21 protein-coding genes and 2 pseudogenes are annotated in these 25604 nt (G+C 60.8%); 13 read left to right on the plus strand and 10 right to left on the minus strand.

What is annotated here, in order from left to right:
* Nucleotides 1–4: 4 nt before the first annotated feature.
* Nucleotides 5–1417 carry a helix-turn-helix domain-containing protein gene (locus H290_RS0118395; RefSeq protein ID WP_196809576.1) on the plus strand — a complete coding sequence of 471 codons (1413 nt, stop codon included), beginning with the start codon at nt 5–7 and terminating at the stop codon, nt 1415–1417.
* A 1440-nt stretch (nt 1418–2857) separates the two neighbouring features.
* On the opposite strand, the pseudogene H290_RS31760 reads toward H290_RS0118395, so the two are convergent.
* Nucleotides 2858–3076: pseudogene (locus H290_RS31760) on the minus strand (helix-turn-helix domain-containing protein); the annotation flags it as partial.
* 108 nt (nt 3077–3184) lie between these two features.
* Between H290_RS31760 and H290_RS32065 the strand changes: the two are divergent.
* Entirely contained in the window at nt 3185–3376 is a 192-nt protein-coding gene (locus tag H290_RS32065; protein WP_020108297.1) for an integrase core domain-containing protein, read from the plus strand.
* 71 nt (nt 3377–3447) lie between these two features.
* On the opposite strand, the gene H290_RS0118415 is transcribed toward H290_RS32065, so the two are convergent.
* Together H290_RS0118415 and H290_RS31255 are read right to left on the minus strand one after the other, a co-directional pair.
* A complete protein-coding gene (locus H290_RS0118415) occupies nt 3448–6270 on the minus strand; it encodes an NACHT domain-containing NTPase (RefSeq protein ID WP_020108298.1) in 2823 nt (940 codons plus the stop codon).
* A gap of 291 nt (nt 6271–6561) precedes the next feature.
* Nucleotides 6562–7563: a hypothetical protein gene (locus H290_RS31255; RefSeq protein ID WP_155976919.1), complete on the minus strand. Its 1002-nt coding sequence runs from the start codon at nt 7561–7563 to the stop codon at nt 6562–6564.
* Between the two features lie 253 nt (nt 7564–7816).
* Here H290_RS31255 and H290_RS0118425 point away from each other — a divergent pair, with 253 nt between their 5' ends.
* Nucleotides 7817–8017 carry a hypothetical protein gene (locus H290_RS0118425; protein ID WP_020108300.1) on the plus strand — a complete coding sequence of 67 codons (201 nt, stop codon included), beginning with the start codon at nt 7817–7819 and terminating at the stop codon, nt 8015–8017.
* A gap of 1145 nt (nt 8018–9162) precedes the next feature.
* Here H290_RS0118425 and H290_RS29095 read toward each other — a convergent pair.
* From H290_RS29095 to H290_RS31765, 4 genes are read right to left on the minus strand one after another with little or no spacing between them, the layout of a single operon-like run.
* The gene (locus tag H290_RS29095; protein WP_020108303.1) at nt 9163–10080 is read right to left on the minus strand and encodes a helix-turn-helix domain-containing protein; all 918 of its coding nucleotides are present in this window, start codon (nt 10078–10080) and stop codon (nt 9163–9165) included.
* Nucleotides 10081–10089: 9 nt separating this feature from the next.
* Nucleotides 10090–10299 carry an AlpA family transcriptional regulator gene (locus tag H290_RS0118445; protein WP_155976920.1) on the minus strand — a complete coding sequence of 70 codons (210 nt, stop codon included), beginning with the start codon at nt 10297–10299 and terminating at the stop codon, nt 10090–10092.
* A complete protein-coding gene (locus tag H290_RS30285; protein ID WP_231373744.1) occupies nt 10283–11014 on the minus strand; it encodes a DUF2637 domain-containing protein in 732 nt (243 codons plus the stop codon). Before H290_RS30285 ends, H290_RS0118445 begins: the two co-directional genes overlap by 17 nt.
* A 29-nt stretch (nt 11015–11043) precedes the next feature.
* Nucleotides 11044–11502: a DUF2863 family protein gene (locus H290_RS31765; protein ID WP_231373745.1), complete on the minus strand. Its 459-nt coding sequence runs from the start codon at nt 11500–11502 to the stop codon at nt 11044–11046.
* Nucleotides 11503–11734: 232 nt separating this feature from the next.
* Here H290_RS31765 and H290_RS0118460 point away from each other — a divergent pair, with 232 nt between their 5' ends.
* Entirely contained in the window at nt 11735–12997 is a 1263-nt protein-coding gene (locus H290_RS0118460) for a helix-turn-helix transcriptional regulator (RefSeq protein ID WP_020108307.1), read from the plus strand.
* Here H290_RS0118460 and H290_RS0118465 read toward each other — a convergent pair.
* Nucleotides 12994–13653, minus strand: a complete 660-nt coding sequence (locus H290_RS0118465) for an HAD family hydrolase (RefSeq protein ID WP_036519583.1) — start codon at nt 13651–13653, stop codon at nt 12994–12996. The genes H290_RS0118460 and H290_RS0118465 overlap by 4 nt on opposite strands.
* A gap of 45 nt (nt 13654–13698) precedes the next feature.
* Between H290_RS0118465 and H290_RS30840 the strand changes: the two are divergent.
* Together H290_RS30840 and H290_RS0118470 are read left to right on the plus strand one after the other, a co-directional pair.
* Nucleotides 13699–13855: pseudogene (locus H290_RS30840) on the plus strand (helix-turn-helix domain-containing protein).
* A 65-nt stretch (nt 13856–13920) separates the two neighbouring features.
* Nucleotides 13921–15423 carry a hypothetical protein gene (locus H290_RS0118470; protein ID WP_155976921.1) on the plus strand — a complete coding sequence of 501 codons (1503 nt, stop codon included), beginning with the start codon at nt 13921–13923 and terminating at the stop codon, nt 15421–15423.
* An 822-nt stretch (nt 15424–16245) separates the two neighbouring features.
* Here the strand turns inward: H290_RS0118470 and H290_RS31510 are convergent.
* Nucleotides 16246–16575 (minus strand): hypothetical protein, encoded by a 330-nt coding sequence (locus H290_RS31510; RefSeq protein WP_196809578.1) that lies wholly within the window; start codon nt 16573–16575, stop codon nt 16246–16248.
* A gap of 63 nt (nt 16576–16638) precedes the next feature.
* On the opposite strand from H290_RS31510, the gene H290_RS0118475 reads away from it, so the two are divergent.
* The 3 genes from H290_RS0118475 (at nt 16639) to H290_RS0118490 (ending at nt 20739) form a co-directional block, all read left to right on the plus strand.
* Nucleotides 16639–18963 (plus strand): hypothetical protein, encoded by a 2325-nt coding sequence (locus H290_RS0118475; RefSeq protein WP_196809579.1) that lies wholly within the window; start codon nt 16639–16641, stop codon nt 18961–18963.
* 664 nt (nt 18964–19627) lie between these two features.
* Nucleotides 19628–20296 (plus strand): hypothetical protein, encoded by a 669-nt coding sequence (locus tag H290_RS0118485; protein WP_020108312.1) that lies wholly within the window; start codon nt 19628–19630, stop codon nt 20294–20296.
* A 128-nt stretch (nt 20297–20424) separates the two neighbouring features.
* Nucleotides 20425–20739: a hypothetical protein gene (locus H290_RS0118490; protein ID WP_020108313.1), complete on the plus strand. Its 315-nt coding sequence runs from the start codon at nt 20425–20427 to the stop codon at nt 20737–20739.
* Between the two features lie 89 nt (nt 20740–20828).
* Here the strand turns inward: H290_RS0118490 and H290_RS30290 are convergent, their stop codons facing one another.
* The gene (locus H290_RS30290; protein WP_020108314.1) at nt 20829–21215 is read right to left on the minus strand and encodes a hypothetical protein; all 387 of its coding nucleotides are present in this window, start codon (nt 21213–21215) and stop codon (nt 20829–20831) included.
* A gap of 402 nt (nt 21216–21617) precedes the next feature.
* Here H290_RS30290 and mobC point away from each other — a divergent pair, with 402 nt between their 5' ends.
* Genes mobC through H290_RS29120 form a run of 4 tightly spaced genes read left to right on the plus strand, consistent with a single transcriptional unit; the run spans nt 21618 to nt 25604 of the window.
* A complete protein-coding gene (gene mobC, locus H290_RS29110; RefSeq protein ID WP_155976923.1) occupies nt 21618–22022 on the plus strand; it encodes a plasmid mobilization relaxosome protein MobC in 405 nt (134 codons plus the stop codon).
* A complete protein-coding gene (locus tag H290_RS0118505; protein ID WP_020108316.1) occupies nt 22022–23650 on the plus strand; it encodes a relaxase/mobilization nuclease domain-containing protein in 1629 nt (542 codons plus the stop codon). The genes mobC and H290_RS0118505 overlap by 1 nt, the downstream gene beginning before the upstream one ends.
* Nucleotides 23647–24663 carry a hypothetical protein gene (locus H290_RS29115; RefSeq protein WP_155976924.1) on the plus strand — a complete coding sequence of 339 codons (1017 nt, stop codon included), beginning with the start codon at nt 23647–23649 and terminating at the stop codon, nt 24661–24663. The genes H290_RS0118505 and H290_RS29115 overlap by 4 nt, the downstream gene beginning before the upstream one ends.
* A complete protein-coding gene (locus tag H290_RS29120) occupies nt 24663–25604 on the plus strand; it encodes a hypothetical protein (RefSeq protein ID WP_020108318.1) in 942 nt (313 codons plus the stop codon). Before H290_RS29115 ends, H290_RS29120 begins: the two co-directional genes overlap by 1 nt.

Genomic DNA, 25604 nt, shown 5'->3' on the forward strand with positions numbered 1-25604 from the left:
TTGGATGGCTGACTTCCCTTTGTTGCGCAGCATCTTTGGTGTGCCGACGGCAAAAATAGACGCCGCGATTATTGAGCGTGCAATCGCCGATCGCGTCGCTGAGAATGAAGAACTCGACTGGAAGCAAGAGCCCTATACGAAGGGCTCAGAAATCGCGAAAGATCTAGCCGCCTTTGCCAATCATCGCGGCGGCATAATCGTGCTCGGCGTCGCCGAGGATGATCACGCTGCCTCCTCCGCCACACCGGTGACGGTGCCGGCCGCCGAGGTAGAGAAGCAGTTCCGCCAAGCTGCAGCGAGCCACATCCAGCCATTCCTCGGTCGGTTCACTGTCCGGCAAACCGATTCCGCCGCTGGCGGTGGTCACTATGTGATCATCGAAGTGGAGCCCAGTCGCGACGCACCGCACGCGCAGATTCCGAACGGGCCCTCAGGAAGCACTCTCGCATATCCTGTACGCAACGGAGCCGACACCCGCCATCTCAAAGAGTTCGAGGTGGCGGTGCGCTACCGAGACCGCGCCGTCAGCCGCGCCGACCTCAACGCCGAGCTATTGGTCGCACACGACAAAGGCAACAAGACCGCGACGGAACGAGCAGTAACGGGCACGGACTGGGAGGGGCCATCGCTGTCGGTAGCAGCTGTCCCCGTCAATAGAGGGTCACGGCAAGTGGGGTCCAGCGCCCGCGAGGCGGAGACAACATTCTTCACCGAGTGGGATCGACGCTCCGGATTGCCTGGCCACAGTATCGAGTACAAGCTCCACCACAAGAACTATCGGTCGCGGCCAGCGCCTCAGCGCACCGTGTTCACCACACCAGACACCGTCGTGGAACTCGGACACCGCGGCACCGGTTTCCTCTGTCACGCCCTGACCGACCTACCCATTCCCTCCGGCGTCGACGACAGCGACCGAGCATTCAACGGTACACACGCCTCCGCCGTCTTGGTTCCCGCCGAGCGCATCGAGTGGGCGTTGTTCGTGGCCATCAACTTCCTGATCGATCATGCCATCGACACCGGAGCGTCAGGAGAGGTCGAACTGCGGGCGCAACTCCACTTCACCCACGGTGCTGGACGGCTAAATGGCGGCATCTGCACCCGAATACCCGGGCGGCGGGAGTACCAAAAGTTGTACGAGCTCCCGTCCGGGTCACGCCTGTCACCCATCACGACAGCGGCCCAGATAACAGCAGCGATCAGCGGTACTGATGACTCCCACCGCAGCGCGGCGATCGCGGCCTTCTTCCTCGCAGTGGACATTTTCGCCGAATTCGGCGTCGACACTCCACACATCTTCACCGACACCGGGGACGGTGTCCCCGACTCCATAGGCGGCACACAACCCCCCGGCGGGCGTGACTGGCTGACAACCCATCTCCAACAGCCAGGTGCTGGTGGATCCGGCAGCGTGTAGTTCCCCTGGTATGACCATGCCCCAAGCGGTTCGTAACGACATCATGTGAGGAAGTTTGGTGACTGAGCAACTGTCACGATTGAAGCTGTCCGAAGTGTCTGCGCGATGTGGCATACCCCTTCAAATTCTGAAGCTAATGGCCAGCGACGATTTGCTCGCTCAGGTGGAGCGAGGCCGGGCCGGGCACTTCTACTTACCGGAAGAGGCAATACCAACATGGCCAGAATGCATCGCCATCCTCGAGGAAGAACGAGACCGCCGGCTCCGACGTGCCAATGCGTAACTCGATCGCGTCGACCGGGAACTCGAAGCGGTCCGCAACGACATCAACGAAGCACGCGAGTACCCACGCCAGCCGCTGGGCGTTGACCTACTGTCTCTCGGTGACTGGGTCGGCGACCGCGTACGGGGACAAACCACGGTCTCAACCATCCTGAGCGAGTTCGTCATACAGCGTTGGCGCGTCACCCAATATGACGAAGCACTCCGCGAGGCATGCGCCAGCAGTCCTGACCGGGAATAACAGCTCGCCAGGCCGCCCATCAAGATTCTCGGTATCCGCGCGCCGGACTCGAACTCCTCCGATGCCCGGGAACAATGCCTTGGGCAGCTATCGACAGACCACCTCAAAAAGATGCTGGGGCCCGGATGTGCGTGTCGAGTACGAGGACGCTCAGCCGCCGGCTGATGGTGAAGGCAACACTCGCGCGCACCTCACGGCGCCGCTGGCTACTGGCGGCCAACTCGTCGGTGCCGGGCAGGTGCGTAGCGGATGGGCATTCCGTATGAACGACGCAGCGACGGGGTATGACGACGTGATGCACTCTCAGAGGTGTATCCAAACCGACGCAGAAGAGGAAGCACGTCACAACCAGGTAGGTATCTGGAATCCGGGTACTTGCAAATGTGCCTAGCGATCGCCCTCCGCGTCGTTTCCATGTCAGCGTCGGATGTGGCCGGGCCCCGGCGAATGCGCGAAGAGAGTCGGAGCCGTACTGTGACGGGTGTGCCCAGCGGTGAATCACTTCGGCGATATCGAGGTGGCGTCGCAATTGAATACCGCGAGTTCACAATTCAAGCTGGTGATGGTTCTCAGGTCGACTCCGCACGACGCTACGGCGCTGGGATGCTGTCGGCGCGAACTAGCCTCTTAGGAGTGGCAGTCGCCGTCGATCCGGGACCAGCCGTGCTCACAGTAGAGGTTTGGGACGAACCGCCTCCAGTGTCTGATCTTGACGATTGGGACGCGGCGGCGGAGCTCACGTACGAGTTTGAAGAATCTGCTGCGATTCTGCTTGCCTTTACGGCTGCGCCGCCGGAAGTACGGGGCGAGCTGGATTCTTTCGTACTAGACCCCGGCACATACCGAATCCGAGCTTACGGTCGTGAGCGCGGGCACACGTCGGTGCCAAAGACCGAGGTTGACGTGTGTGGTCTCAGCACATGAGCGACGAACATATCGAAAGGGTCAGGGACGCTGCGTTTACACACGCCCGGGGCGGTGGTGCCGTTCAAATAGGACCGGATCGTCTTGGGGTCTCGGCCGGTGTGCCGGGCGATCGCGGAGATCGTCCAGCCTCGTTCTTTCAGGGCGCGAATTTCCACGTCTTCCTCTCGTGTAAGGAGCGGGTCTCCTTCGGATAGCTGGTGCGTGGTCAGAGACCACCAGCATCCGGGGAGACCCGCCCTCGTTGGCGGTGCCACACGGGTAGGGAATTTCGGTGAGCGAAACTAGGAAATTTCGATGAGCGCCGTCAGCTGCGGTCGATGGGCCGGACCGAGGTGTGCTGGGACAATGCTGGTGCCGAATCGCTGTGGTCGACAATCAAACATGAGCACTACTACCGCCACAGCTACGTCCACAAGACGGAATTGGTTGCTGCGGTTGACAACTGGATTGGTTACTACAACACTACGAGGCGGCACTCAACGATCGGGATGCTCAGCCCCATGAACTAGGAGATGTCACTGACCGCGGAGCTTCTGGCCGCGTAACCACCCTCCACTATTCGGGGTGAACCTCAGACCTTTTAGTCGTCTGTAAACATGACGAAAGATCGGCGCCCGTCGAACCACGATTTGAGCCATTGAGGCTGCCGTCCCATAAATTGCATGGCGAGTGCCTGACGGTCGGCGCTCGGACGCCTTCCTGTCTTGACGCGATAGTCGCGCCACTCAAGAGCGGGTCGAATGTCATCTATTTGTAGGGTATTTAAGATTTGAATAAAGGCTTCAGTGTCGCACCTAGCCTCGTGTAGCGTGCAAACAAGGTGAAATAGCAGGATCAAGAGGGTCTCGTCGAGCGGATCGCTGTCTGTCAAATCAGGGCACGTCCAATCGAGATGCTCAGCGCCGTTGTACAGAATTGCGAGGCGAAGGTCTTCGATTAGAGGGGCAGGGACCTGTGCGCCGCGGCTCAACAATTTATACACAGTCATGATGACTCGTCTTCGCAGCGGCGATTCTGGAATAGCCTCACCTCTACCAAACCGCGCATCTATAGTCCACCATATGACACCCGGAACAGCTCCGTAGAGACTAGGGCTGACCACAGCGTCCCAGCCGGACCACGAATAGCCAACCGGATCGATATCTGCTGCCACGCTCCAGTTCGCGCCAACCGGTGAAGAGGGTGACGTTCCACGTTCGACAACCCCGATCATAACGGGATTCCAATATTCAAAGTGCCGGGCTGTAGACCCGCTCAACACTCGGCCGGCCCATCCATCAACAAGAACCTGGTGGATTCTGGGGAGGTTAATGCCTTCGACGTCTTCCGACGGGTTCTCAATAAATTCCTTGACTAATTGACTGCGTGCCTGGGGGTTCAGGCCGAGAACGAGGTCAAACTCGTAGTCGGATATGTCGCCGTCTAGCCACGTGCGAAAGGTCTTCACAAGGACTCGTCTCCGCATTGTGGCGGACATTCCAATGCCCTCCATTAAGCGCAGGAGGAGAACGTTTTGGGCACCTGATCTCAACAATTCCAGGAAGACTGCGGCTCCGCCGCCGTCGCGACGAAAATCGTACGCCTGAATTAGTAGTTCGGGTACGACGGATGTTGCATCTCTTGTAAATGTCTCCACTATCTCGTGGCAAACATCACTGTCATCCTTGGCTTTGCGAACGAAGGACTCCGCCGCGAAATACTCCAAGAATGTTCGGTGAGTGAACCGAAACACTCGCTGACCGTGACTGTTCGTGCCAAAGCTAGCGAGAAGCCAAGCACGTCCAGCGCAAAAGTTAACAAAACTCTGTGCGTCACGCTCCGCGTCTGCCAGCTCGAATCCGTCACGGTCTCTAAGCGAGTGCGCGAGAATCTTCACAAGGATCTGCTCTTCGATTCCATCTTGCACTGACGGTGACGAGTAGACCCATCGAGCAATCTCCTGCATCAGCCGTTCTGCGTATTTCGGCATCGCTCCATCGTGCTCGATCTGGCGATGGCTATCCCATCTCCGGAAAAGTAGATCGGCGCACCTTGCATACACATCTCGCCGGTCGGTGGGAAGGGATCCGTGTTCGCGGTATAGCGCGCATAGAAGAGATAGCATCAACGGGTTGGAGCGCAGATCCTCGACGGAGCTCGAGTCGTCAATAAAGCTTTCAATCAGGTCTTCACGGCCCTTGAGTCGGAACCATCTGGTGCAGTACTCGGAGAATTGTTCCTCGTCGAACTGGTCAAGCCGGACATGAACAAAAAGAGGATTACGCATGGGTGCTCGCTCGTACCCAAGCAAACGGGTAGTAGCGAGGACAGAGCATGAAGGGTATTGGACAACCAAACTCTCTATCCGTGCGATCATTTTGGCTCGTCGAATCTGGTCAGTGATTTCGTCAAGACCGTCGAAGACCAGGCAGACGCGTCCGAGGAGCAGCATATGCTCCAGATCCCGCGCGCTGATCGATATTGAATACTCGGCGTTTACAATGTCGGCGGCATGCTCGAGTAAAGATTCTGCCCACGCAGATTTGGAGTAGTGTCGACAGACTATTTCGATTACCGGTATATGAGGCTGAATGGACGAAATCTGCTTTTTCATGTGCTGGACGAATGTGGATTTTCCGGCTCCCGGATCTCCCATCACGACCATGCGAAATGGATCGGTGCTCGGATTTAGGGTGTTCGAGTCTACGGATTGCTCATCGTCAAGGCGAACGAATCGTCTGGAGACGTAGAGTGATTCGAACTCAGACTTATCGTCGAGCTCGGTATGCGTGATGATCGGTAGATGATTCGCGCTGCCGATAGTTTGCGCGATCCTGCGGCTCAGGTCGAGCGCATGGGCTAGCTGATCGAGGTTCGAAATCAGCTGGATCAGGCGTCCCAGATACGTGGTTGACGAAGATTCAGCGCGTGCCCCGCTCAGGGCGGGAGAGTTGACAAAATCGCCGAATTGCTCAAGATCGGCCGTCGCAACGGATTGTACAACGCTCGGCCCGATGGTGCCGTCATATATCCCTTCTATGCGACGGGTAAGCCATGTCGCGTGCTGAATCCAGTCAGTACGCTTTTCAGTCGTCCACCGCCTGACCTCGTTGCCGAACAAAGATCGAAATTGAGCTAGTGCTTCGTCGCGCTCTGCCGAAGGCAGTGATAATTTTGTAATTGCGAGGAACGCTAACAACGGCTCAAGTGACGGTGCCGCGAGAAACGATTCGATGTCTTTGACTTGGTTCGAGGTGAGCCCGGTGTCATCGTCGCCGCCCAGCGAGAGCCACTCAGGCTCGAAGGTTCCGAGAAGGCGCCATCTCTTGAAGGCGGACTTAGCGCCCTTGCCCGCGTTAATTGCGAGGCTGGTGCCAGCATTCGCTGCACCGATTCCTACTGCGACTGAAGCTGGATCGACCATGTGTTGATGCTATAGCGCGTATGGGTGAGGCCCGGCACGTGACGACGCGAGGCCCCGATTGCCAGTTCGGGTGCAGTCGCCGACGGTCGATCAGGATTTCGGCCACTTCGGTGGCAAGACTGCGACAGGCCCCGAGTCGTTGCGCAACATCTGCGATTGCAGATACGGATCAGGGTACGGGGTTTGTCCGGCGCATTGGTGCCTCGCGTCAGAAACCTGACGAGGCGCATCCTCCGACGTGCGTGGAACACCGACACTAGGTGTCCTGTGTCGCTAGAAATACCCGCGCCGCTACTCCAGGGCGTCAAGCACAGTGTGGACGGCAGGCTTCTCGAAGCCCGAGGCAAGGAATTTTAGGGCATGAGGGATCAACCCCTTCTTCGATCGCCGGCCTCCGGTACTGGGATCCGGTGACTTGTATTTAAAAACCTGGCCACCGGCACCTCGTGAGAGATGTGGCTCGACCTCTAACAGGCCCATAGATGATAGGAACTGGTGTCTATCAAAGGCATCTGGGCCGAGCCCGTGATAGTGAATCCGCTCATCGCCAGTCATGCGGAACCATCCGTCGGGCCCCTTTCGTGATTGCTGGTAGGCGCACACCAAGAGAAATGCCAACTCCGATTCAGTGAGGGCATACACCCAACCGTTCGTGAAGAGAGTGATAGGGATGTCAAAAGTGTCCCCGTCCCCAGCTCGCGGGACTGTGTAAGGAACATTATCGCCGGTGGCGCGCCGGCCGCCTTCGTGGAGCAACTCAAACCCCGCGTGCTTTTGACGGCCATGCCGTGGGGCTAGGCGAAGTAGTTCGTTCTGGGGGCTTGCCAGGTTGTCGATGGAACTCTGTAGTTGATTGAGCATCTTCTCCTCCGGCCTTACCGAGCTGAATCGGTTGTCTGGCTTGTTGACTCGCGTTATCGAAGGCAACAAATCGAGCCAGCCTAAATCCGACCCGCCCGAACTGAGCAGGTTGCGGCGGTTTTTAGGCCGGTCGCCCGCAGGAGTTTGGGTTTGAGCCTCCAGCAGCGTCAGCAGGCTAAACCGCAGGAGCGATCCACGAGGCGTAACGAGACGAGTGGCCGGCGGCCGATCCTCCCGATTGGGCTGCTTTCGGTCCGAACCGGAGGGCGACGGCGTATCGCGTCGAACGTAGACGTTACGGATTCGGATCGGGTCTTCATGTTTGCCCGCGATGCGGGACACGGTCTCTACTGCTTTCGCGATGTGCGGATCAGCATCGCGAAGCTGCCGGATTCGACGTTCAACCCTCACTGTGGGTGTGATGTTCGTCATGTTTCTCTCCGGCTTGGCGGGTTTTGGTCTGGGTGTTTAAACCTGTACTTATGTGCTAATCGCTTATACGTGGATAGCGTCAAACTACAGGTTTAAAACTTCGATTGAGTGTACCAGCGAAAGGTGGCGAACTCTGTTCTCGCAGTTCAGAGTGGAAGTCGTTCGCAACGCATCCGCATATGGGTGCGGCCCCCGGGGGGTATCCGGAGGCCGCGAACGTCGATGTTCGATCCAAGGAAAGGAAACAACCGACATGACGACTGTACGTCCGATCGATCCCAATGAGCTGAACGAGAAACACTCGCCGCCCAGCCGTCTACCGATTCGGTGGCTACTGATCGTGCTTCTCGTCGCCACAATCTGCATAGTCGTGCATCTGGCTGGTGCGCCGGTTGTGGCAGTCGTCATGTCCGGGTGTGCCGTTGCCACAGCCGCCCACCGACTGATCGAATAGCGAAACGAGTGGCGCGCTGCGGGAATGCGATTAGCTGTGGACTAGAACAATCTCAGGCCAGGCCCCGGTGGCGCCACTTCTATTTCGCCACCGGGGCTGTGCAGGCGAGGGCTTCCGTCCTGGTTTGTGCCTAGGCAAGGGAGATTGTTGGCGCCGGGCATCGTCGGAATGCCCGCGACTCGTCTGGTGGTGCGAGTGTGCCCCAGTCGGCGAATGCGGGCCGCGGGTGTGCTGGTCGCCACTCGTAGGTGGATGGTGTTCTCCTGGCCTCCGAATCGTGGACTCTGTGCAATTCGGCAGGGTCGGTAGTGGCGGTAGCCATACAGGTTGACCACCTCGGGAGAGGCAGCAAATCCGATGCGCGGCCGAATGGTTGGATCGTCGACTTCTGTATCTGCGGGAGACAGGGTTGAGCATGGTGAATGAGAAGGTGACGGCGTATTTCGTACAGTTCGGGAGTGTTGCAGGTAGGTCCCGTCGGAGCCAGTATCGGTATAGACCGTCATCAGAAATGATTTGCGGGCATCGACCTGGGAGCTTCGGTGACTAGTCGGTCCATCGACTGTATGGAGGGCACCGCTGATTGCCCGCTGGTCGGCATGCCCTAAATCTGCACGGCACCGATGGACGGAGTACTGGTCGACGCGGGCGTGCCCGTGGTCGGCGCCTGGTTGTGTGCAGTACGCAATGGTGTGTGGCTCGCGGAGCATGTCTCGCACTCGGCGTCCAATGGCACAGCAACCGGCGATGATCGCATCCGTGGGTGATCGGTATGGCCCCATTTCGCCGATGCATTCGTGAATGGTGTCACCGTTGGCGACGACTGTCGCAGAGACTTCGACGTAGTAGTGCCTGTCGGTGCCGGCGGAACTATTGCAACGCTTGTGGTTTGGATTCATGGCGTCACTCCCTTCTAAGTCCTTCTTGCAGGTGGTCGCTAGCCTTTCGCGCTGATCCTGTCCGGTCGATGGCCGACAAGCCGTTCTGATCGCACCAGATCCGCAGCGAGTGGGGATGGATGCCGAGGTGTCGCGCAGCGGTGATGATGGCTGTCCAGCGGGAGATGCTCTCGGTCCTGAGGAGGAAGCGGACGCGGTCGACAGCTGCGATTCGGAAGTCTTCGCTGACCGTTCTGTTTTCGGAACTCATTGGCCTACCTGCTTTTTCAGTTCTGGGACCTCGCAGGTCGGCTCGGCGCCGATCGTCACATCAGCATCACGGCCGGGTTCGGCGGACTCAACGCGTTCAGGCCGGTGGTTCCGGGATCGTCCGGCTTGCGGACTGCATCTTGGGCAGAAGGCTGCCGCGTCTGACCCGTCGGGTTGTTGAATCGTGATCGTGCGTGACCGATCGTCTTCACATTCGCCACACCAGGGCAGGAGCGGTTGACCGCTGATGCGCCGATTGCGCGGTGGCCCAGGAAGATCCGCGAGCCGAGCGGCGAGTACTCGCACGGGGTAGCGCACACCGTTCGGGTTGCGCGCCAGGTGCTCGACCAACGCTCGGGTGGTCCAACCATTCGCGAGCGCGGCGAAGACTGCCGGCGATAGCCGTTGTCGGTCCGCGCGTCCGACCGTCCACGGTGCGGGCAGTGCGTCGAAGACGCGGTCGGCGTCGTCGAGGGGTGGCGGTTCGGATGGGGGTTCTGGTGAGGGGTTCAAGGGGTCCTGCTCTGGGTCTCCCGGGGGGTGTCGTTCTGACACGCCCCCGGTCTGTCGCCGAGATGGGGCCCGTCCCAGATCGGGACGGGAGAGTGTCAATTCGGGACCGGGGTCGGAATCGACCTGTGGGGAATCGGGATGGTTGAGAAAATAGCGGCTCGACCGCTGGGCCCCGGACTGGTGGAACTGGGCGCGCCGAGTCAGATAACCATCGGTTTCGAGGGTGTTGAGGGCGCGCAGGACAGTGCTTCTGCCGGCGCCTGATTCAGCCATCAGGGTCCGGACCGATGGGTAGCAGGAGAAGTATTCGTCGGCCTTGTTCGCCAACAGGATCAGAATCAGTTTGAGGACTGGGGAACCCACGTGGGCGTCGGTGGCCCAATCGACGGCTTTCCAGCTCATGGCGGTCGGTTACACGCGAGTGGATTCGAGCCACTCGAGCACATCGTCGCGGGTCCATCTGCGGTGGCGGTCGCTGAGGCGAAGGTGATGCGGTCCCGGGGCGTTGATGCCGCGTTCGCGTTTGGCTGCCCAGTCGTGGAGCGTTGATACCGGGATGCCGGTGAGGTCGCGGACCTCGTTGGCGGTGAGCATGTCTCGGTCGCTACTGGTATTGCGCATGAGTGTTTCCTTCGGTGGTGGTGAGGTCGCCGGTCGGCAGGTCGGGATGCTGAGTCGTCCCGAGTTCGGTGTCGGTCGAGATGGCTGCTTTCGCGAGCATGCGGCCGACGGTCTTGTGGTGCACGCCGAGGTGGAGTCCGATGCGCCGGTTGGACCAACCGGCGTCTTTGAGCGTCACGGCGAGCGTCAGGGCGCCATTGGCGGCGGGTGGCGCTGTGGCTGTTTCGGTCTCCACGAGTGCTGGTGAGGTCTCCGGGCTGCTGTCTGGTGTGTCGCCGGTCTCCGCTTCGGCGGCACGTAGCGACTTCCCTTCTGGTGCAGAGGTCGGTGTGCCGACCAGCAGCGCGAGGCCGTGTGTTGCTGCGAGCAGACTCACTGGCGCGACGGTGGCGACCGCGGCGCCGATCAGGGGCGCCAGTGTTCGGACGGTGGATACCGCCGCGTGCAGGGCGTTTCCGGCAACGGACACCGTTGCGGCGATCGTAAGCACGGTCCAAAAGAATCGGCGGGCGGACTGTGCGCCAGTGCGTTGCGCGAGCGCCACGATGCTGATCGTGGCTTGGAGGATGGCGCCGTCGACGATCACCGGCCAGATCCAGGCGAGTTCTTCGGGTTGGCCGGCTTGTACGGCGAGATCCTCGAGTGCAGCAAACGAGAGGACGAAGGCACCGGTCGCGATCGCGACGGTGGTGCCGATGGCGCAGTAGGTAGCCACGCGCAGTGGTTGGGTAGCACCATTGGTGTTCACGCGCTTCGGTTCTGGCGACCGGGGCGCCGGTCGGTGCCATCGTGGTAGAGGGTGGCGACGTAGTCCTGCGCCAACCGGAGCGACTCCGACAAAGCCTCTGCGTGATGGGCGACAACGCTGAAGGCTGTCGCGGCCGCTTCGGCGCGTTCGACCGCGCATGCGTGGTTCAGTGCGTCTTCGACGTCTCGATAGTGGGTGTCGCGGAGCGTGGGGTCTGCGGTGAGCCGGCCGGCCCACTCTGCGAGTCGTCTGTGGAGCTTCGAGTGGAGCCGCGCTTCCTGCGAGAGCGCTTCCAACAAGGGGAGTGGGCTGGTCGTGGATGGTCGAAACGTGCCGGTGGAATCGTCGCGAGCAGTCTGTGCGAAGTGCTGATCTAGATCGCCGGCATCCTTGCCGGCTATCGGAAGGCTCCATTCACCTGGCGTCGTACCGTCGGAGGATCGCTGGATTCTCATGTGTTGGTCCCCGTCCTGCAATGTGGTTGCGGTGCTGGCGTCCATCGGTTGGTGACTCGGGTGTTGGTGAGTCGGCGGTCGGGCCGGGTTGGGCTATCTGGACTGTTCGTCGGCCTCGTACGAATCATCAGCCCAGATGAGTGCACAGAAAAGGACAAGCAAGAGGACATAAATAGGACATATAGAAACAATGCTTCGTGACACACGTCCACTAAGCGCCTAGCATTGAGGTATGACAACGCCAGGCAACGCGCGCCTTCGCGCCGCACGTCAGAGTCTTGGCCTGCGGTCGCAGGCTGCTCTTGCCGAGGCCGTGACGAATGCCGCTCGCGAGGTCGGTCTCCGTATCGCAGTCACCGCACGCACTGTTCGTCGCTGGGAGTCATCGACGCCGCCGTGGCCGCATCCCGACCACGCCGCGGCCCTGGAAGCCGTATTTCAGCGCCCCATCACGGAACTCGGATTCGCTCCACCGTGGTCAGGCGACTCCGATGCCGGCTATTCGCCGCAACGCCAGCCTGATTCGAGTGCGGGCGCACATCCGAGAATTGGTCAGTCAGGTCCACTGTTGCCAGCCTCGGTGGCCGCCGACTACATGGCTGTGACCGTTGCCCATCGGCGGATGTATTGGTCGTTGCCTGCAGTTCGTATTCATCGGGCAGTCGCCGAGCACGCACTGCTGGGTGCCGATTTGGTCGAGCAAGTCGCGGATTCCGCGAAAACTCTTCTCGCGACGGCGGTCTCCGAGTCGAGCTTGCTTGCCGGTCGTCTCGAGTTCTTCGACCTCCAGAAGCCGGAGCTTGCACAACGTAGTTTCGTGCTCGCACTGCAGGCCGCCCACGAAGCTCACGATTCGCTGTTGGGAGCTGCCGCGCTGGCGCATATGTCTTTCGCGCCGGCGTTCTCGGGCTCCACCACACGGGCTGAGGAGGCTCGGGACCGTATCCGTGCGGCTCGTGCCTTCGCCCGTCGAGGCGACGCGAACCCGCTGATCATTGCCTGGCTCGACGCGGTTGAAGCCGAGGTCGAGACTAGGTTTGGGGACACCCGCCGGGCTCTCGGACTCATTCATCATGCTGAGCAGCAGTTTGCCGAGATCGACGATCGCGCATCGCCGGTTTGGTTCGACTGGTTCTCTGAAGCTCGTCTCGCCGGTTTCAAGGGCAACACGCTGATGGTCGCCGGTCAGGGGCGAGACGCACGCGAAACCCTCGAGGGCGTGCTGCAGGACCTACCTGATGAAGCTGTCAAACAGCGCTCGATCATCTTGGCCGACCTCGCCGCTGCTGCGGTCATCGAGAAGTCGCCAGAGAAGGCGTGCGAGTACCTCTCGTCGGCGATGGATCAGCTTGGACAGAATTGGTACGCGACAGCGATGGAACGGGTCAAAGCGGTCCGACAAACGTTGCGGGAATGGGAGTCGCTGCCCGCCGTCCGCAAGCTCGATGAACGTTTGTACGACTGGCACACCACCGTCAACTCTGTTGTGGGCTAGCTCGATTCACCGTTCTCTAGTGCAACGATGCCGGGCAGCTCGTTGAGGCTCTCGATCCGCCAGTCCGAGAGTTCAGCAACTTCGGGCTTGTCGCGGAGGATCCAACCCCAGGGACCGCGCTGGATGTAGGCGGTCTTGAGGCCGGCCTTCTTGGCTGGCGTGATGTCGTTGTCGATGCGGTCGCCGACGTACAGGATCTGGTCGGCCGGAACTGGGGTCTCATCGATGAGGCGCTCGAAGAAAGCCACGTCCGGCTTCTGGACGCCCCAATCATCCGATGTGGCAATGAAATCCGTCGGAAGGTCGAGCCCTCGCAGTAGTCCACCTGCCCGAACGGTTTGGTTGCCGGCGATGCCGACCCAGACGCCGTTATCGCGGAGTTTGGTTAGCGCGGGACGCACGTCGTAGTAGAGATCGTCCTCACCGAACCATTCCGGCTTGCCTGCGTCGGCACGTTCTCGACGAGCGGTCGTAAGGTCGAAGCCTGGTTGGAACACCTGGAATGTCTCGCGGTAGTCCTTGCCTGACGCGATGGTGGCACCAAAGACCGACACGAAGGTATGGCGGGGGACACCCAGCCAATCGGCCCAGGTCCCATACTCACGGGTCTCGTCGACCAGACACTCACCGACGTCAAATACAACAGCTCCGATCACGGTCACAGGATACCTATCTGGGCGACGGGCGTGGATGGGAGGCAAATGCGCTTCACTCAAGAAGCTCTCGCGCTCGAGTTAGGAGTGACCAGAGACGTCCTGATCCAAGTCGAGCACGGCCGCCGGGGCACCCTCTACGCGCCTTTCCGACATTGCGGACGTTCTGGGGGTAGACGCCAGCGAGTTACTCAAAACTAGTTAAGGCACGGCGCGTCGAATCCTCCGACAACAACGCGCGACCGGGGAACGGGTTGATAGCTTCGAATGGTGACACCATCATTGGTCGGTGTGCCAGCCTCCTGGTGCGAGTACGAGTATTGGCGCTGTTCTGACGGCTGTCCCCTCAGGGCGGCCGAAGGACGGCTCCGCGAGGCGCACCGTAGCTGGCACGGATGTGCCAGCTCCTACCAGCAGCCCGAAGACTTCCGCGGCAGCCTTAACACCGCGATCCAAGCTCTCCGGAACGTGACGTTTCTGATACAGAAGGTGAAGTCGCAGCTTCCCGGATTCGACAGCTGGTACGCAAACGAGCAAGCTGCCATGAAAGCTGATCCGCTGCTGAAGTGGAGTCTTGGAGCGCGAAACTACATTGTCAAAGAGGGCGACCTAGACACCCAATCCATTCTGCACGTCAGCCTTGTATGTTCCTACGAGAATGAAGCGGCGTCGGTGTCGGACGAGCAACACGTCTGGGGTTCGAAGCCGAATTCGGTAAATACAAGCAACGCAATGGATTTTACCCGGGTCCCGGTTGGACTTTCGCTGGATGAAATCTTCGATGAGTTCGCTCGGTTCGAGCTTCCGCTGAGCGTTCGCCAGGATGCGACGGTTACAGTCGAACGCAGATGGGTTGATGAGAACAACCCTGACTACGAACTGCTGTCCGCCCTCGCTTATGTCTTCGGGGCTATGAACAGCCTCCTCACGCGGGCGCACGAACTGCTAGGCATGCGGGCTGCACGGGTCCATTTCACCGCACCTGGGACCGAGACCGAGGACGGCGGACCCGAGGCGGCCGTCGAATACCTCGAGCAGCTACCATTGAGCGGTCGGTTGCCATGCATGGCGTCGACCCGGCACATACGTGCGGCGCGGTATCGCTTGATTGACAGGTCTCTCGTCGACGAGTTTCGCAGTCACCGAGTGGTTTACGAGCCCGAAATTGCCCATCAGGTCCGCGAGAGTGGAGTCTACGGCCCACTTTCGGTGTGGCCACACGACGAACTTGGGAATCTCCAGACAAGCACGCAGCTTGCCGGCGCCGTCAGGCATTACAGCTCATTGGCCCGAGGGATTCTCGAATCAGGGCAGGACCACGGCTGGTTCACCTACTACTACCAGAACGGCGCCTCAGTTGGAGCGCGAGTACACGTGACCATCGACCGCCAGGGCAAACAGGCCATAGCGGCCGAGATTGCCCGAGCTGCACTAGAATACGACGCCGACGCTGTGATTCTCGTGAGCGAGGTATGGACTTCGCCGATGCAGCGTACTCCAGACGGCGCCTACATTCCGCCGTCCCTTCACGAGAGTCGTACCGAGGCTGTGATTATCGATGGCATAGCGCGTTCGGGTGCGCGCGCAGGCGGCATCTTACCGTTTCACGTTATCGGCGGTGAGCCTCCGAATCGCATAGTCGAAGTTGGCGCGTGGCTTCCCCAAAACAGCACAACTGGCCTACTCCTACCTACCCTGTCCGCTTGGGGAGTCGCGAACAACGAACCGTTACAGGGAGCGAATTTTTGGCGGGCTCAAAGAAGGCGGCTCTAAACTCAACGAGTGAACTCGCTGACAACAGATCTGAATCTAGTCTGCGCCAGAAGTGGTTGATCGAAAGCCTTTCGAGCATCGGAGCGAGCACGTCTGCCGCATGACATCGCAGGCGGTACACGACTGCTACGGTTCGTCGACTCGAGCCGACATCGTCGACACAGCTAGTGACGACGGAGCAACGTATGTCAAAAGCGGGATTTGTGACGACTACTCAGTCGATCGGGAACCGGACCCCGGCTAGCGAGCGGACGCGGGGACGCTTTCCGGCGGATCCTCGAAGGCGGCAAGGCAGGCTGCCATCAAATGTAGTCCCACATGCTTGGGGTGTCGACGTGCAAACCTTGGTCGCAAAGGAGAACGTCCGGGCCAGCGGAGAATCCTTCGGCTCAGGTTGGGGTCGACCTCGCTGGCATCCGTCACGGTTGTTGCCCACGACCTGTTGCCTTCATGACACCGAACGATACTGGGCTGAGAACGTGCCCCAGTGAGTTCTCCTCCTTCATGAGTTGGCAGTCAGGGGCACGGGCGACAATGAGCGCATGAGTGTCAGCGTTATCAGTCGCATCCGCTGCGCGGCGGCTCTGCTTCGTGAGACCGGGCAAGTGCTGGGGCGCACTCTTCTGAAGCCGCTCGGTGGCTTCGGTCGGGCGTCGACAGCAGGTGAACCGGATGGTCCGCGGTTCGATCGTCTGGACAGGGAACTGAACACGGCGTTTACAAGGGTGCTCGAGGAGGCTGCAGCTCGCGACCCCGACGGGTTCGCAGCTAGCTGGGACGAGCTAATTTCCAACGGTGCATTCGAAACACTCTACGACGAAGTCAGTCAGGTACACGCTTCATTTGATGTGCGTCGAGGAGCTCGACCCACGCGAGGTAACGCTGGTCGTCGAACCGACGGCCACGCTCGGGCCCGACGGATCTGACGATGACATCGTGGATTTCGCCGTGCACGTAGACGATGTTGTGTCCAGGCGCGTTCAGGTGAAAGCATCCCGACAGCCCGAGGAAAGAGTGCTCGCGCGGGCCGAGGCGGGCCGGGTGTTCGAGCGTCTCGACGCCCTCGCCAGCCCTGGTGAGTCGGTCCTGCTGACCAACCGGCAGCTCGCGGCGCGTTTGTCGGCGCAGTGCAGCCCACCGGTCGACAACCAACTTGGGTCGAGCGTGCGGTGGATGGGCGGGACCCGCGCCGCCGCAAGGCCAGATCCGCAGCTCGTGGTCACCAAGGATGTTGCCGCTCTCGAGGCCTTCTACGAGGAACTGATACGCAGTATCCGGCGCGACAACAGTCAAAGTCAGGGGATCGTCTCTGGCCGGCTGGTCGGTGTTATGTTGCGGCACCGGATTTTTGAGGCGGCTGCTGGTCACCAGCCGAAGTGCATTACAGGGAAGCAGTTGCTGGCCACTCTAACGATGCCTGATTCGCGGATTGCTCACGCCGTCGGCGGGTTCGACTGGGGTAACCCTGAGTCCCGGGTCCCGAATGTAAAATCGCCGGTGCCGCGACTCGACATCCTCAATTGCGTTGGTGCAAACTGCGAGATCGACGATCGCACACCCCCAATCGTCGTGCTGACTGGGCACACCGGTATCGGGAAGTCCATCGTCGCGACCGACTACTGTCATCTCAACCACAATCGCTACGAGCAGGTGCTGTGGTTGGATGCCCGCGACGACCGCCTACTTCTCGCACAGATCCGGGAGTACGCTGCCCGACTCACCGGCACCCCCGATGACGCGATTTCCGATCCGGTGAATCTATTCGCGACAGCACTCGGTGCACACCGAGGCCCGTGGCTGGTTGTGTTCGACGCGGCGCCGGGACGACGCGAGATCGAACGCTATGTGCCGACAGTCGGACACGGCGCGGTGCTGGTCACTACGACCAACAGCACCGGTTGGTGGCCGACGGCGCACGTCCACGAAATCGGCCCATTCGAATCCGCCGAAGCGTTGATGTGCTTTGCCAGCTATGCGGGAATCGATGACTCTGACATCCCTGCGGTCGCGGGAACGGTTCAGGCGATCATCGATCGACTCGGATCGATACCTCTGGCGATCAGCATGGCAGGACTGTACTTTCGCAATGCCGCCGGAAAACTCGCCGAACTTGTTCCTTCCTACTTTGCCACTCTTGACGCCCTCGACGACTCTCTTGCAATCCCGCCTGGCTTCAACCGCACGGCATTTGCAGCAGTGACGACGGCAGTCGATCAGATCGGCGCCGGAAGCAACTCCCCCTACACGCGCAACGCCCGGATACTGATGCACACTGCATCTTTCCTTGCGCCGGAGATGATCCCACTCAATCTGATGATCCCCGTCACGACTGATCCCCAAAGGATCGACATGGCGAATCTTCCTGTTCCGGCCGCGGCTGACCAAGTTCAGACACGTGCGATCGTGAGTCTGTTGCGAACCCAGACGATCGCCCATCGCGTGCTGACATCCGGACAGGCAGGAAGCGCGGACCTCAGTGCCGACTGTATCCAGATCCATCCCCTGATCAACGAGATTTTGCGCACGCAGTATGTGGCGTCGGCTCCTTCCGGTGCGGTGCAGGTCGCAGCGACGGTCCTTCTCGGTCATCTGATCCCATGGCTGGGACTGGTGAGAACCTCGGGCTCGTTTCTAGCCCTCGAGCAACTCAGAGTTCACGCTGAAACACTCATCGAGTTTCTCGACGCGCACGAGCCACTGACCAGTCTGTCGCCGCAGGACAATAGGGTGTACCTGACGGCGAAGGCCGGGGTAATGGGCGAGCTGGCCAATTGCTACGGCAATACCGCCCGACTCCAGGAATCGGTCGCGTTGCAGCACCGACTCGTCGTTCACTATCTCAAGTATTTCCCGAATGAGGAATGGGCCCAAGTCTTTGCCATGATCCACGGAGCGAACATGTTGACGGACATGTCGCGGGCTTCCGTCGCGCCGCAACCAATCTTTCAGATCGCTGGCCGCGTGCTCGGATTGATGAAGCTCCTCGAAGTCCGCGACAAACCGTCTACGAAAGCGGCGGTCTACAGATTTGCCCACCTGTCGGTGCAGATGGTGACGCGAGAGAAACAGTACCGCGATAACCCCATGCTCGACCGAATCGCGGCCGACATGGAGGTCATCGCCGAACGAGACCCTAACAAGGAATCAAGCCCGGAATGGCTGATGCGCCAAATGAATCCGCGCATGGAGAACGGTGATTATGAGTCGGTACTGATCGCTCTGAATCAATTGCGCGCAATCGATAGCTCACTCAACGACGCCATCACTCTCGACGCCCTCGAAGTCACCGCGCTCCTGCACACCGGCGACCTCGACGCCGCCTTCGCGCACCTCGATCGATTGATGGACACTGAAGTCGTGCAAAACCACTTGGTTCTCGATCTCCGAAGTGGGCTCGCGAAAGTTCTGCAGGCACTACATCGACTCAGCGAGCAGCACTGCGCGGATGAAAGATTCCAAATCTATTTTGACGATGTTCGGACACGGCTACAATCACTCGACGCCGCCATCGCAGCCGCCCAGCCGACCCGACCCTCGTAGAGTCAGCGTCTACAGTCGCCTCACCACCGGACGCGATCACCGTCTATCGACTTCTTTAACATCGAGGTCTCGACTTTGGCACAGCCGCACCCAATGTCGGCGTTACCCCTGACCAAACTCGATGACGAACGTAGCCATCGAACAAGCCGAAGCCGCCACCGCCGAACTACCCAACCTTCTCCACCACATGGGCGAGGCAATAGCCGCCGGGCAAGCCCCGAGATGCTCAGCCAGGTGCTGGTCCCGCCACGCGAGTTCACCCACAACGTTCTGGCCCGCAAGAAGCGACAAAGACTGTTCGACATGACTTTCCATGTCGTCCACCGTAGCCGCCTGGCGCACAACAATGCCCGCTGCGCGAGCACCAAACAGAAACGCCTACGGCGCTGCTGCGGACCCGACCATCGGCCGGTTGGTTGATTTCCTTGCCCTTCTGGCCTTCCGATTCTGGCCGGCGTCGTCCGCCGCACAAGACCCGACTCCGCTGCGCTCCGGCCCTTCGGGCTCGGAAACTTTTTCAACCCGCACTCGGCTTCGCCTCCCTGAAAAACTTTCCGCTCGAATCTTGTGCTCTGTCCTCCTAGCCGGCCCAAATCTCCCTCGCCAGAAGGGCAAAGAAATTGGCGGACACCGGGTCTGCCGCACCGAGGCCGGGAGGGTCGCCATGAGCACAGGCAAAGCAAATGAGTTTTCAAAAGAGCAACGTCGGATCGCGGGGAGCCGTCCCGATCACACGCCAACTCCGCTCCCGCTGCGGACGAACGGTGTCGTAACGAATGTCAACATCACCGCGTGCGGCGAGCAGCGCAGCCGGATCAAGGTGGTGGCCTCCGGGACCCGGGTGGCCATGCTGCAGGTCGAGTTCCCTGGTGTGACGATGCAATTCACCAGTTGCGAGCAGGTGCAACTCGTACTCGGACTGTTTGCGATCGCCCGACAGGCTCGTATGGGCATGAGCAAGCTGCACCGGTTGCCCGGAGTCATGACAGAGTCCAACGTCGAGGTCCAGACCACCATGATGTGGACGCGGGTGCCGATGGGTGCCGCAGCACGCGACCAGTTCACACATCCCGTCACGCACAAGGTATCGCCGTACGTGCGTCTGACGATCGCGCCGCTGACGTTCGCACTGATGGATACGACAGCCATCGAGACCATGGTTGCGGCGATGAAGAAGGCGCACAGGTTGGCTATTGCCACATTCGACGATGGCGAGGAGTTCGCCCGCAATTCAGCAGCACCCAGCTGGCGTCCGCGAGCGCAGCACAGCTACCGGATCACCGGAACCGGCTGGCTGACACGCGGACCGACCGCCGAGAAGAAGCACGACTAGTCCAACCATCCCCAGACCCGAAGTTATCCACAGGAACGGGTCTGGGGATGCGCGGATGCCGCGCGGCCTGGGGCCGCGCGGCATCCTTGTCGTTGCGAACCACTCGCCACCCGACAAGGAGAACCGTCATGATCTGCTGGAGCATCACAGCCCACGTCGTCACTCACCCCGATGCAGGCATCCTCGATGCCGGAGCCAACACCACATACAGCGAAGCCAATCGTTCCGCCGGCGAGGCCGCGCTCGTTGCACTCGCGGACCTCGCCGTCGGATACCCCAGTTCCTGTCCGTTTGTGACGATCAGCATCGACGACACCCCGGTACTGCTTGCAGCGGCTGGCAAAGACGCCCGAGGCAATGTTCAAATCGCGCTGCTCATCGACGCCGTTATTGAAGTCCGCGAGACGGGGATCGCGCCGCCGTTGGCGCCGACGGCGTGGTGATCAAGCCGCGCTTTGCGACCGCTGGCGAGTCCGCCGATCAGGCAATAGTCGACTCAGTGTTGCCACGCCCCAAGTGTGCGACGAGGAACCTACGCGGTCATTTGATCGGCCGGTCTGGAGTCCGCTATATCGGAGGCCGTTGCGGCCGTGGTGCTGGCCTCCGTGGCTGCGTTGCTGCTGTCGGGACTCTCGCCACGATTCTTGGCAGGCGTGCGGCGCACCTTCACCCTCTTGCGCGATCCGACCGGATCGACTCGCCAGTCTTTGAGTTCAGCGTCGGAGAAGCCGGCCTTCTTGGCCTGCGCGAGAGCTTCGCCGAGCCGACGGCGACGATCTGAGTCGCGCGTCAGGAACGCCTCGCGTTCTTCAATGATCTCGTTGTGAATTTCCTTCAAGGTGTGGACGGCGGCGATCTTGCGTTCTGCCTCGCCGCGTATGCGTGCTTCGATGTCCGATGCGGGAGTGGTGATATCCATAGCTCAACGGTAGCGAATCAGCCGGACCAGAATCCGTCCATTCGTGGCGTGTTGTCATGTTCCAGCACAACAGATTTAGCGTTGTGAACGCCAGGTCCACAGGTCGTCCAGTCCGTCCGATCAGTCCACTCAGAATTGACTTAAGTTGCTGTGCAATATATTTCGAATCGAAGGATGTCGATAGGAGACGGGACGTCGGTGCTTGGAACCACCTGGCATGGTGCGTGGAAACTGAGTTCGCTTCGCTCACACTGTGCTTGACCGAATCTGCCCCGGGCGGAGCAAGCTATAGACTTAGGTTCCCTAAGTCAAGATCCCGAGCGCTTCGCTCCGAAATCTGTCGCACCGCGGTGCTAGTCTCCAGTTACTGGAGTCGCTGCGCTGGGCCGAAGGGAGGAAGCGATGGCAGAGGAAGCTCAATCTCCACCGAAGCTGCCTTCACGCAGACGTTTTCGGCGAAAGAATGTGGTCGGCGGTCGTTCAATTTCGCACAAGGTGATGGTGTCGCCGGGGGAGGAGTCAATGCTGGCTGCGCGGGCATCTGCAGCGCGTGTGACGATTCCCCGGTTGCTGGTTGAGGCTGCACTTGCTCCTCGAGGTGAGACATCCACGCAGCGTGCGGATCTCGCGGCGGCGATGTTTGCGTCGTATCGAATGCTTGCTTCGTTGGCGAACAACATCAATCAGATCGCGAAGGCTACGAACTCAACCCGCGAGGTTCAGCCGGACACTGATGCCGCCCTGGCAGCGGTACGGCGTGCAGCTTTTCGTTTGGAAAGGACCTTAGAGGGGTTCGAAGTCCGATGATGCCGAACGTGACGCGGGGCGCGAAGATGACCGGACTGATGAAGTATTTGGTCGGTCCGGGTAAAGCCAACGAGCACACCGACCCGCATTTGGTGGCGGGTGACCCCGCAATCATGGCCTGGCACGACGACGCGACGTTGTCGATGGAAGCTGCGCGCGACGTGGCACGTCAGGTTGACCAACCACGGCGAGTCTTCGGCACGAAGGTCATGGTTCCGAAGCGGGCAAAGGGTGATGACGGCAGTTGGGGTACTGGCGGACTGCGGGACGGAAACGTCTGGCACTGTTCGTTGGCGCTGAAAGCTGAGGAAGGTGAGATCACCGACGACAAATGGTCAGACATCGCAAATGACTTCATGCGTGAGATGGGTTTCGCGGAAGACGGTTTGTCGCCGGCGCGGTGGGTGGCAGTACGGCATGGGTTGAGTGCCAACGGCAATGACCACATTCACATCGCCGCGACCTGTGTGCGTGAAGACGGCACCAAGGTTGCGCTCTGGGATGACTGGAAGAAGAGTCAACGTGCCGCGCATGCACTAGAGATGAAGTACGGCCTGGCCGTAACCGAAGGTCGTGCATCCGGCATTGCGACGCGGGGGTACTCCCGTGCCGAACGCCATAAGGCCGCAGGCAAAGGCGGCGAGCCAGCACGCTTGACTCTCGCGCGCAACGTTCGTGCGTGTGCTTCCGCAGCTGTCGATGAGGCAGACTTCGTTCGCCGCGTACGCGCCGAGGGAATGTTGATCCGACCTCGATTTGCCGCAGGTACCGAAGACGTCGTCACCGGATACTCGGCTGCGCTCGCACCCCGAACTGCACAGGGGAAGCGGGATTTCGCTGCGCGATCGGTCTGGTTCGGCGGTGGTCAGCTGTCGAAGGACTTGACCTTGCCGCGCTTACGCAATGAGTGGCCCGACAGCCCGTCGCACTCGCTCGCCGCAGTAGCTGAGTGGCGGCGCGCGAAGCGCGAGCGGCCAGCGATGCGCACCCCAGTAAGCCCGACGGTTTCGCCGGAATTACTGGCGCAGGCAGAACAAGACCTGGGGCGGTGGACGTCCTATCTCAAATCAATTCCGGTCGAAGACCGTGCAGAGTGGGCCCGTGCAGCCGGCCAAACAGCGGGAGTCTTCGCAGCGTGGTCGGCGCGGACAGAGACAACCCCTGGTCCACTCGCACACGCAGCAGACGCGCTGGCCCGCTGCGCTGGTATCAGCGCACACCGCTTCACGCCGAAGCGCGCAGGAAGGGTGAAGGCTGGTGGAGCAGCGCTGCTTCTGATGACCGCTAGCAGTCACACCAAATCGGTTGTCGTGTACACGGTTCTGATGCGTCAGCTTTTGGCGGGGGTTACGGCAATCGCGGACGCGTCGGCAGCTGCCGGTGATGCGCAGCGGGCATTGTCACTCGCCCTGGTGTGTCGGGAGCAGACCGCGTTTGCGCAGTCCATTCCCGAGATTGCGGTTGACGTTACGGCCGATCGTGAATCAGACTTTCCGATTGCGCCGGACGTCGCACAGTCAGATGGCCTGCGGCCAGCAGGCTCCGCACTTCCTCATGCGTTGGAACCCGTGAAGCGTGCGCGTGGAGCAAAAGGCACCTCCCTAGAGGAATCGCGTCTCCCCGGTTGAGCGAGGGGCACATCTGCGTAGCTTCAGGTAAGACTTCTTATGCCCCGATCGATGACCCCCGTTTTGAGGAGGCCACAGGCCTGGATGAGGCCGCAGTGGCGGCGTCGATCTCGAACCCGGAGACCACAGTGAACGCGGCCGTGATCACTGTCGTGGAGAGCGTCGTGCCATCGTCCCTGATCTCGACGGTGGTGATCGGCGACGACCTCGCGCATGCTCGGCCCGCTGGTGGCGGCGCGGTGCACTGGGTGACCACTGAACCGGCACCGGCCCAACCGTTGAACATCCAGTCCGGTGACTTCGTCTCACGTGTGACCGAGACTCTGGTCGAGTGGACGCCGATGATGCTGCCCAATCTGTTCGCCTGGTATGACGCGAATGAGATCTCTGCGTCGCCTGATGCGGCGATCGCGCAGTGGGATGACCTGTCGGGCAACGGTCACCACCTCAAACAGGCGACAGGTGCGAACCAGCCCCTCTACCGCGCAACCGGCTTCAATGGCGGTCCGTGTCTGGAGTTCGACGGTGTCAACGACATCCTCGCGACCGACCCGTTCACTCCCAGCATCGGTGAAGCCTGGACGGTGTACCTCGCAGCCCAGTCGACACCTGCGACCACCACAGGCTCCGACTTCTTCGTCGGTGGCTCCAACAACGCGGGAACCACTCACCAGCGCCTCGACATCTACCGGACGGCCGCCAACGTTCTGACGATCACCCGCGGAGCCGCGATGGGCGGCCCCGCTCTGGACAACAACCCACACCGCATCAAGGCGGTGTTCAATGGCTCGAGCCCGAACTCCTCAGCCCAGGTCGATGCCGGCACACCAACGAGCGGCACCACCAACCTCTCCGGCGTGGAGGTGGCGAAACTCTTCGTCGGCGGCCGCGGCGATCTCGCGAACTTCTTGGTGGGCAAGATGGCTGGCGGCACCTGGGTGAAGGGAACCGTGTCACCCGAGGATGACGCGAACATGGCGGCCTGGGTGCACGAGCGATACAACTTCGCCTGATGCCCAGCACCGCGGCAGGAACCGCCTACACAGTCACCACGGCCACCATGCCCAGCGGTGGCACCGCGCTCCTTTGCGTCGCGACCGCGCACGCCGCCGACGCCGACATTCCGACGATCCTCTATACCCACGGATCTCAGGGCGCCTACAACCAGTTCCTCACCACGCCGGCCTGGACCGAGTTCCGCGAATGGATCATCGATAACGGTGGCGCGTTCATCGAAGGCACAGGCGGGCCGACCGACGCGGCCGGAAAGGGCAACTGGGGCAACCCCGGCGCTCAGACGTTCTACGTCGAAGCGTTCCACTGGGGCGAGGTCGTCATCGACATCGGATTGCTGTTCATCAACGGGCGCTCGATGGGCGCGCTCGTGGCCACGTGGCTGTACCTGCTCAGTGAGATCGCCAGTCGTGTCACAGGCCTCATCGTCAGCTCTGGTGTGCAGACCCTGGCCTACGGAACCGCTGGTGGAGCGTCATCGGTCGCCCCCTCGGTCGACTACTTCGGTACCACCTGCAGGGCCGCGTACGGAGTCGCAGACTCCGGCGATGAGATGGCCGACATCGCAGCAGCGATCACCGCGTCCGCCCCCTACGACCCGATGAACTTCGATCCGAACCTCTGGACCGGGAAAAACGTCATCCAGCTCGTCGGCGACGCAGACACCACCGTCCCGCCCGGGGTGCGCGGGGCATACCCTCTGCGAGCCCTGTACGCCGGCAAGCCGGCCATCGACCGGCTCGACGTCCGCGCCGGCGGTGACCACCTCACCACCAACGGCACGTACTACCAAGTCGCGCCGATGACCACGTTTCTCTCGGACCTGGGATTCGGAACCGCGGTCGAAGAGCCGGAGCCGTTCTACTACGAGATCACCTCGACCGAGTACTACGCCGACGGCAATCTCTATCAGCTCGAAGGGTTCACGCCACCTGTGTAG

This window comes from Nocardia sp. 348MFTsu5.1, from assembly GCF_000383535.1.
GTDB lineage: Bacteria > Actinomycetota > Actinomycetes > Mycobacteriales > Mycobacteriaceae > Williamsia > Williamsia faeni.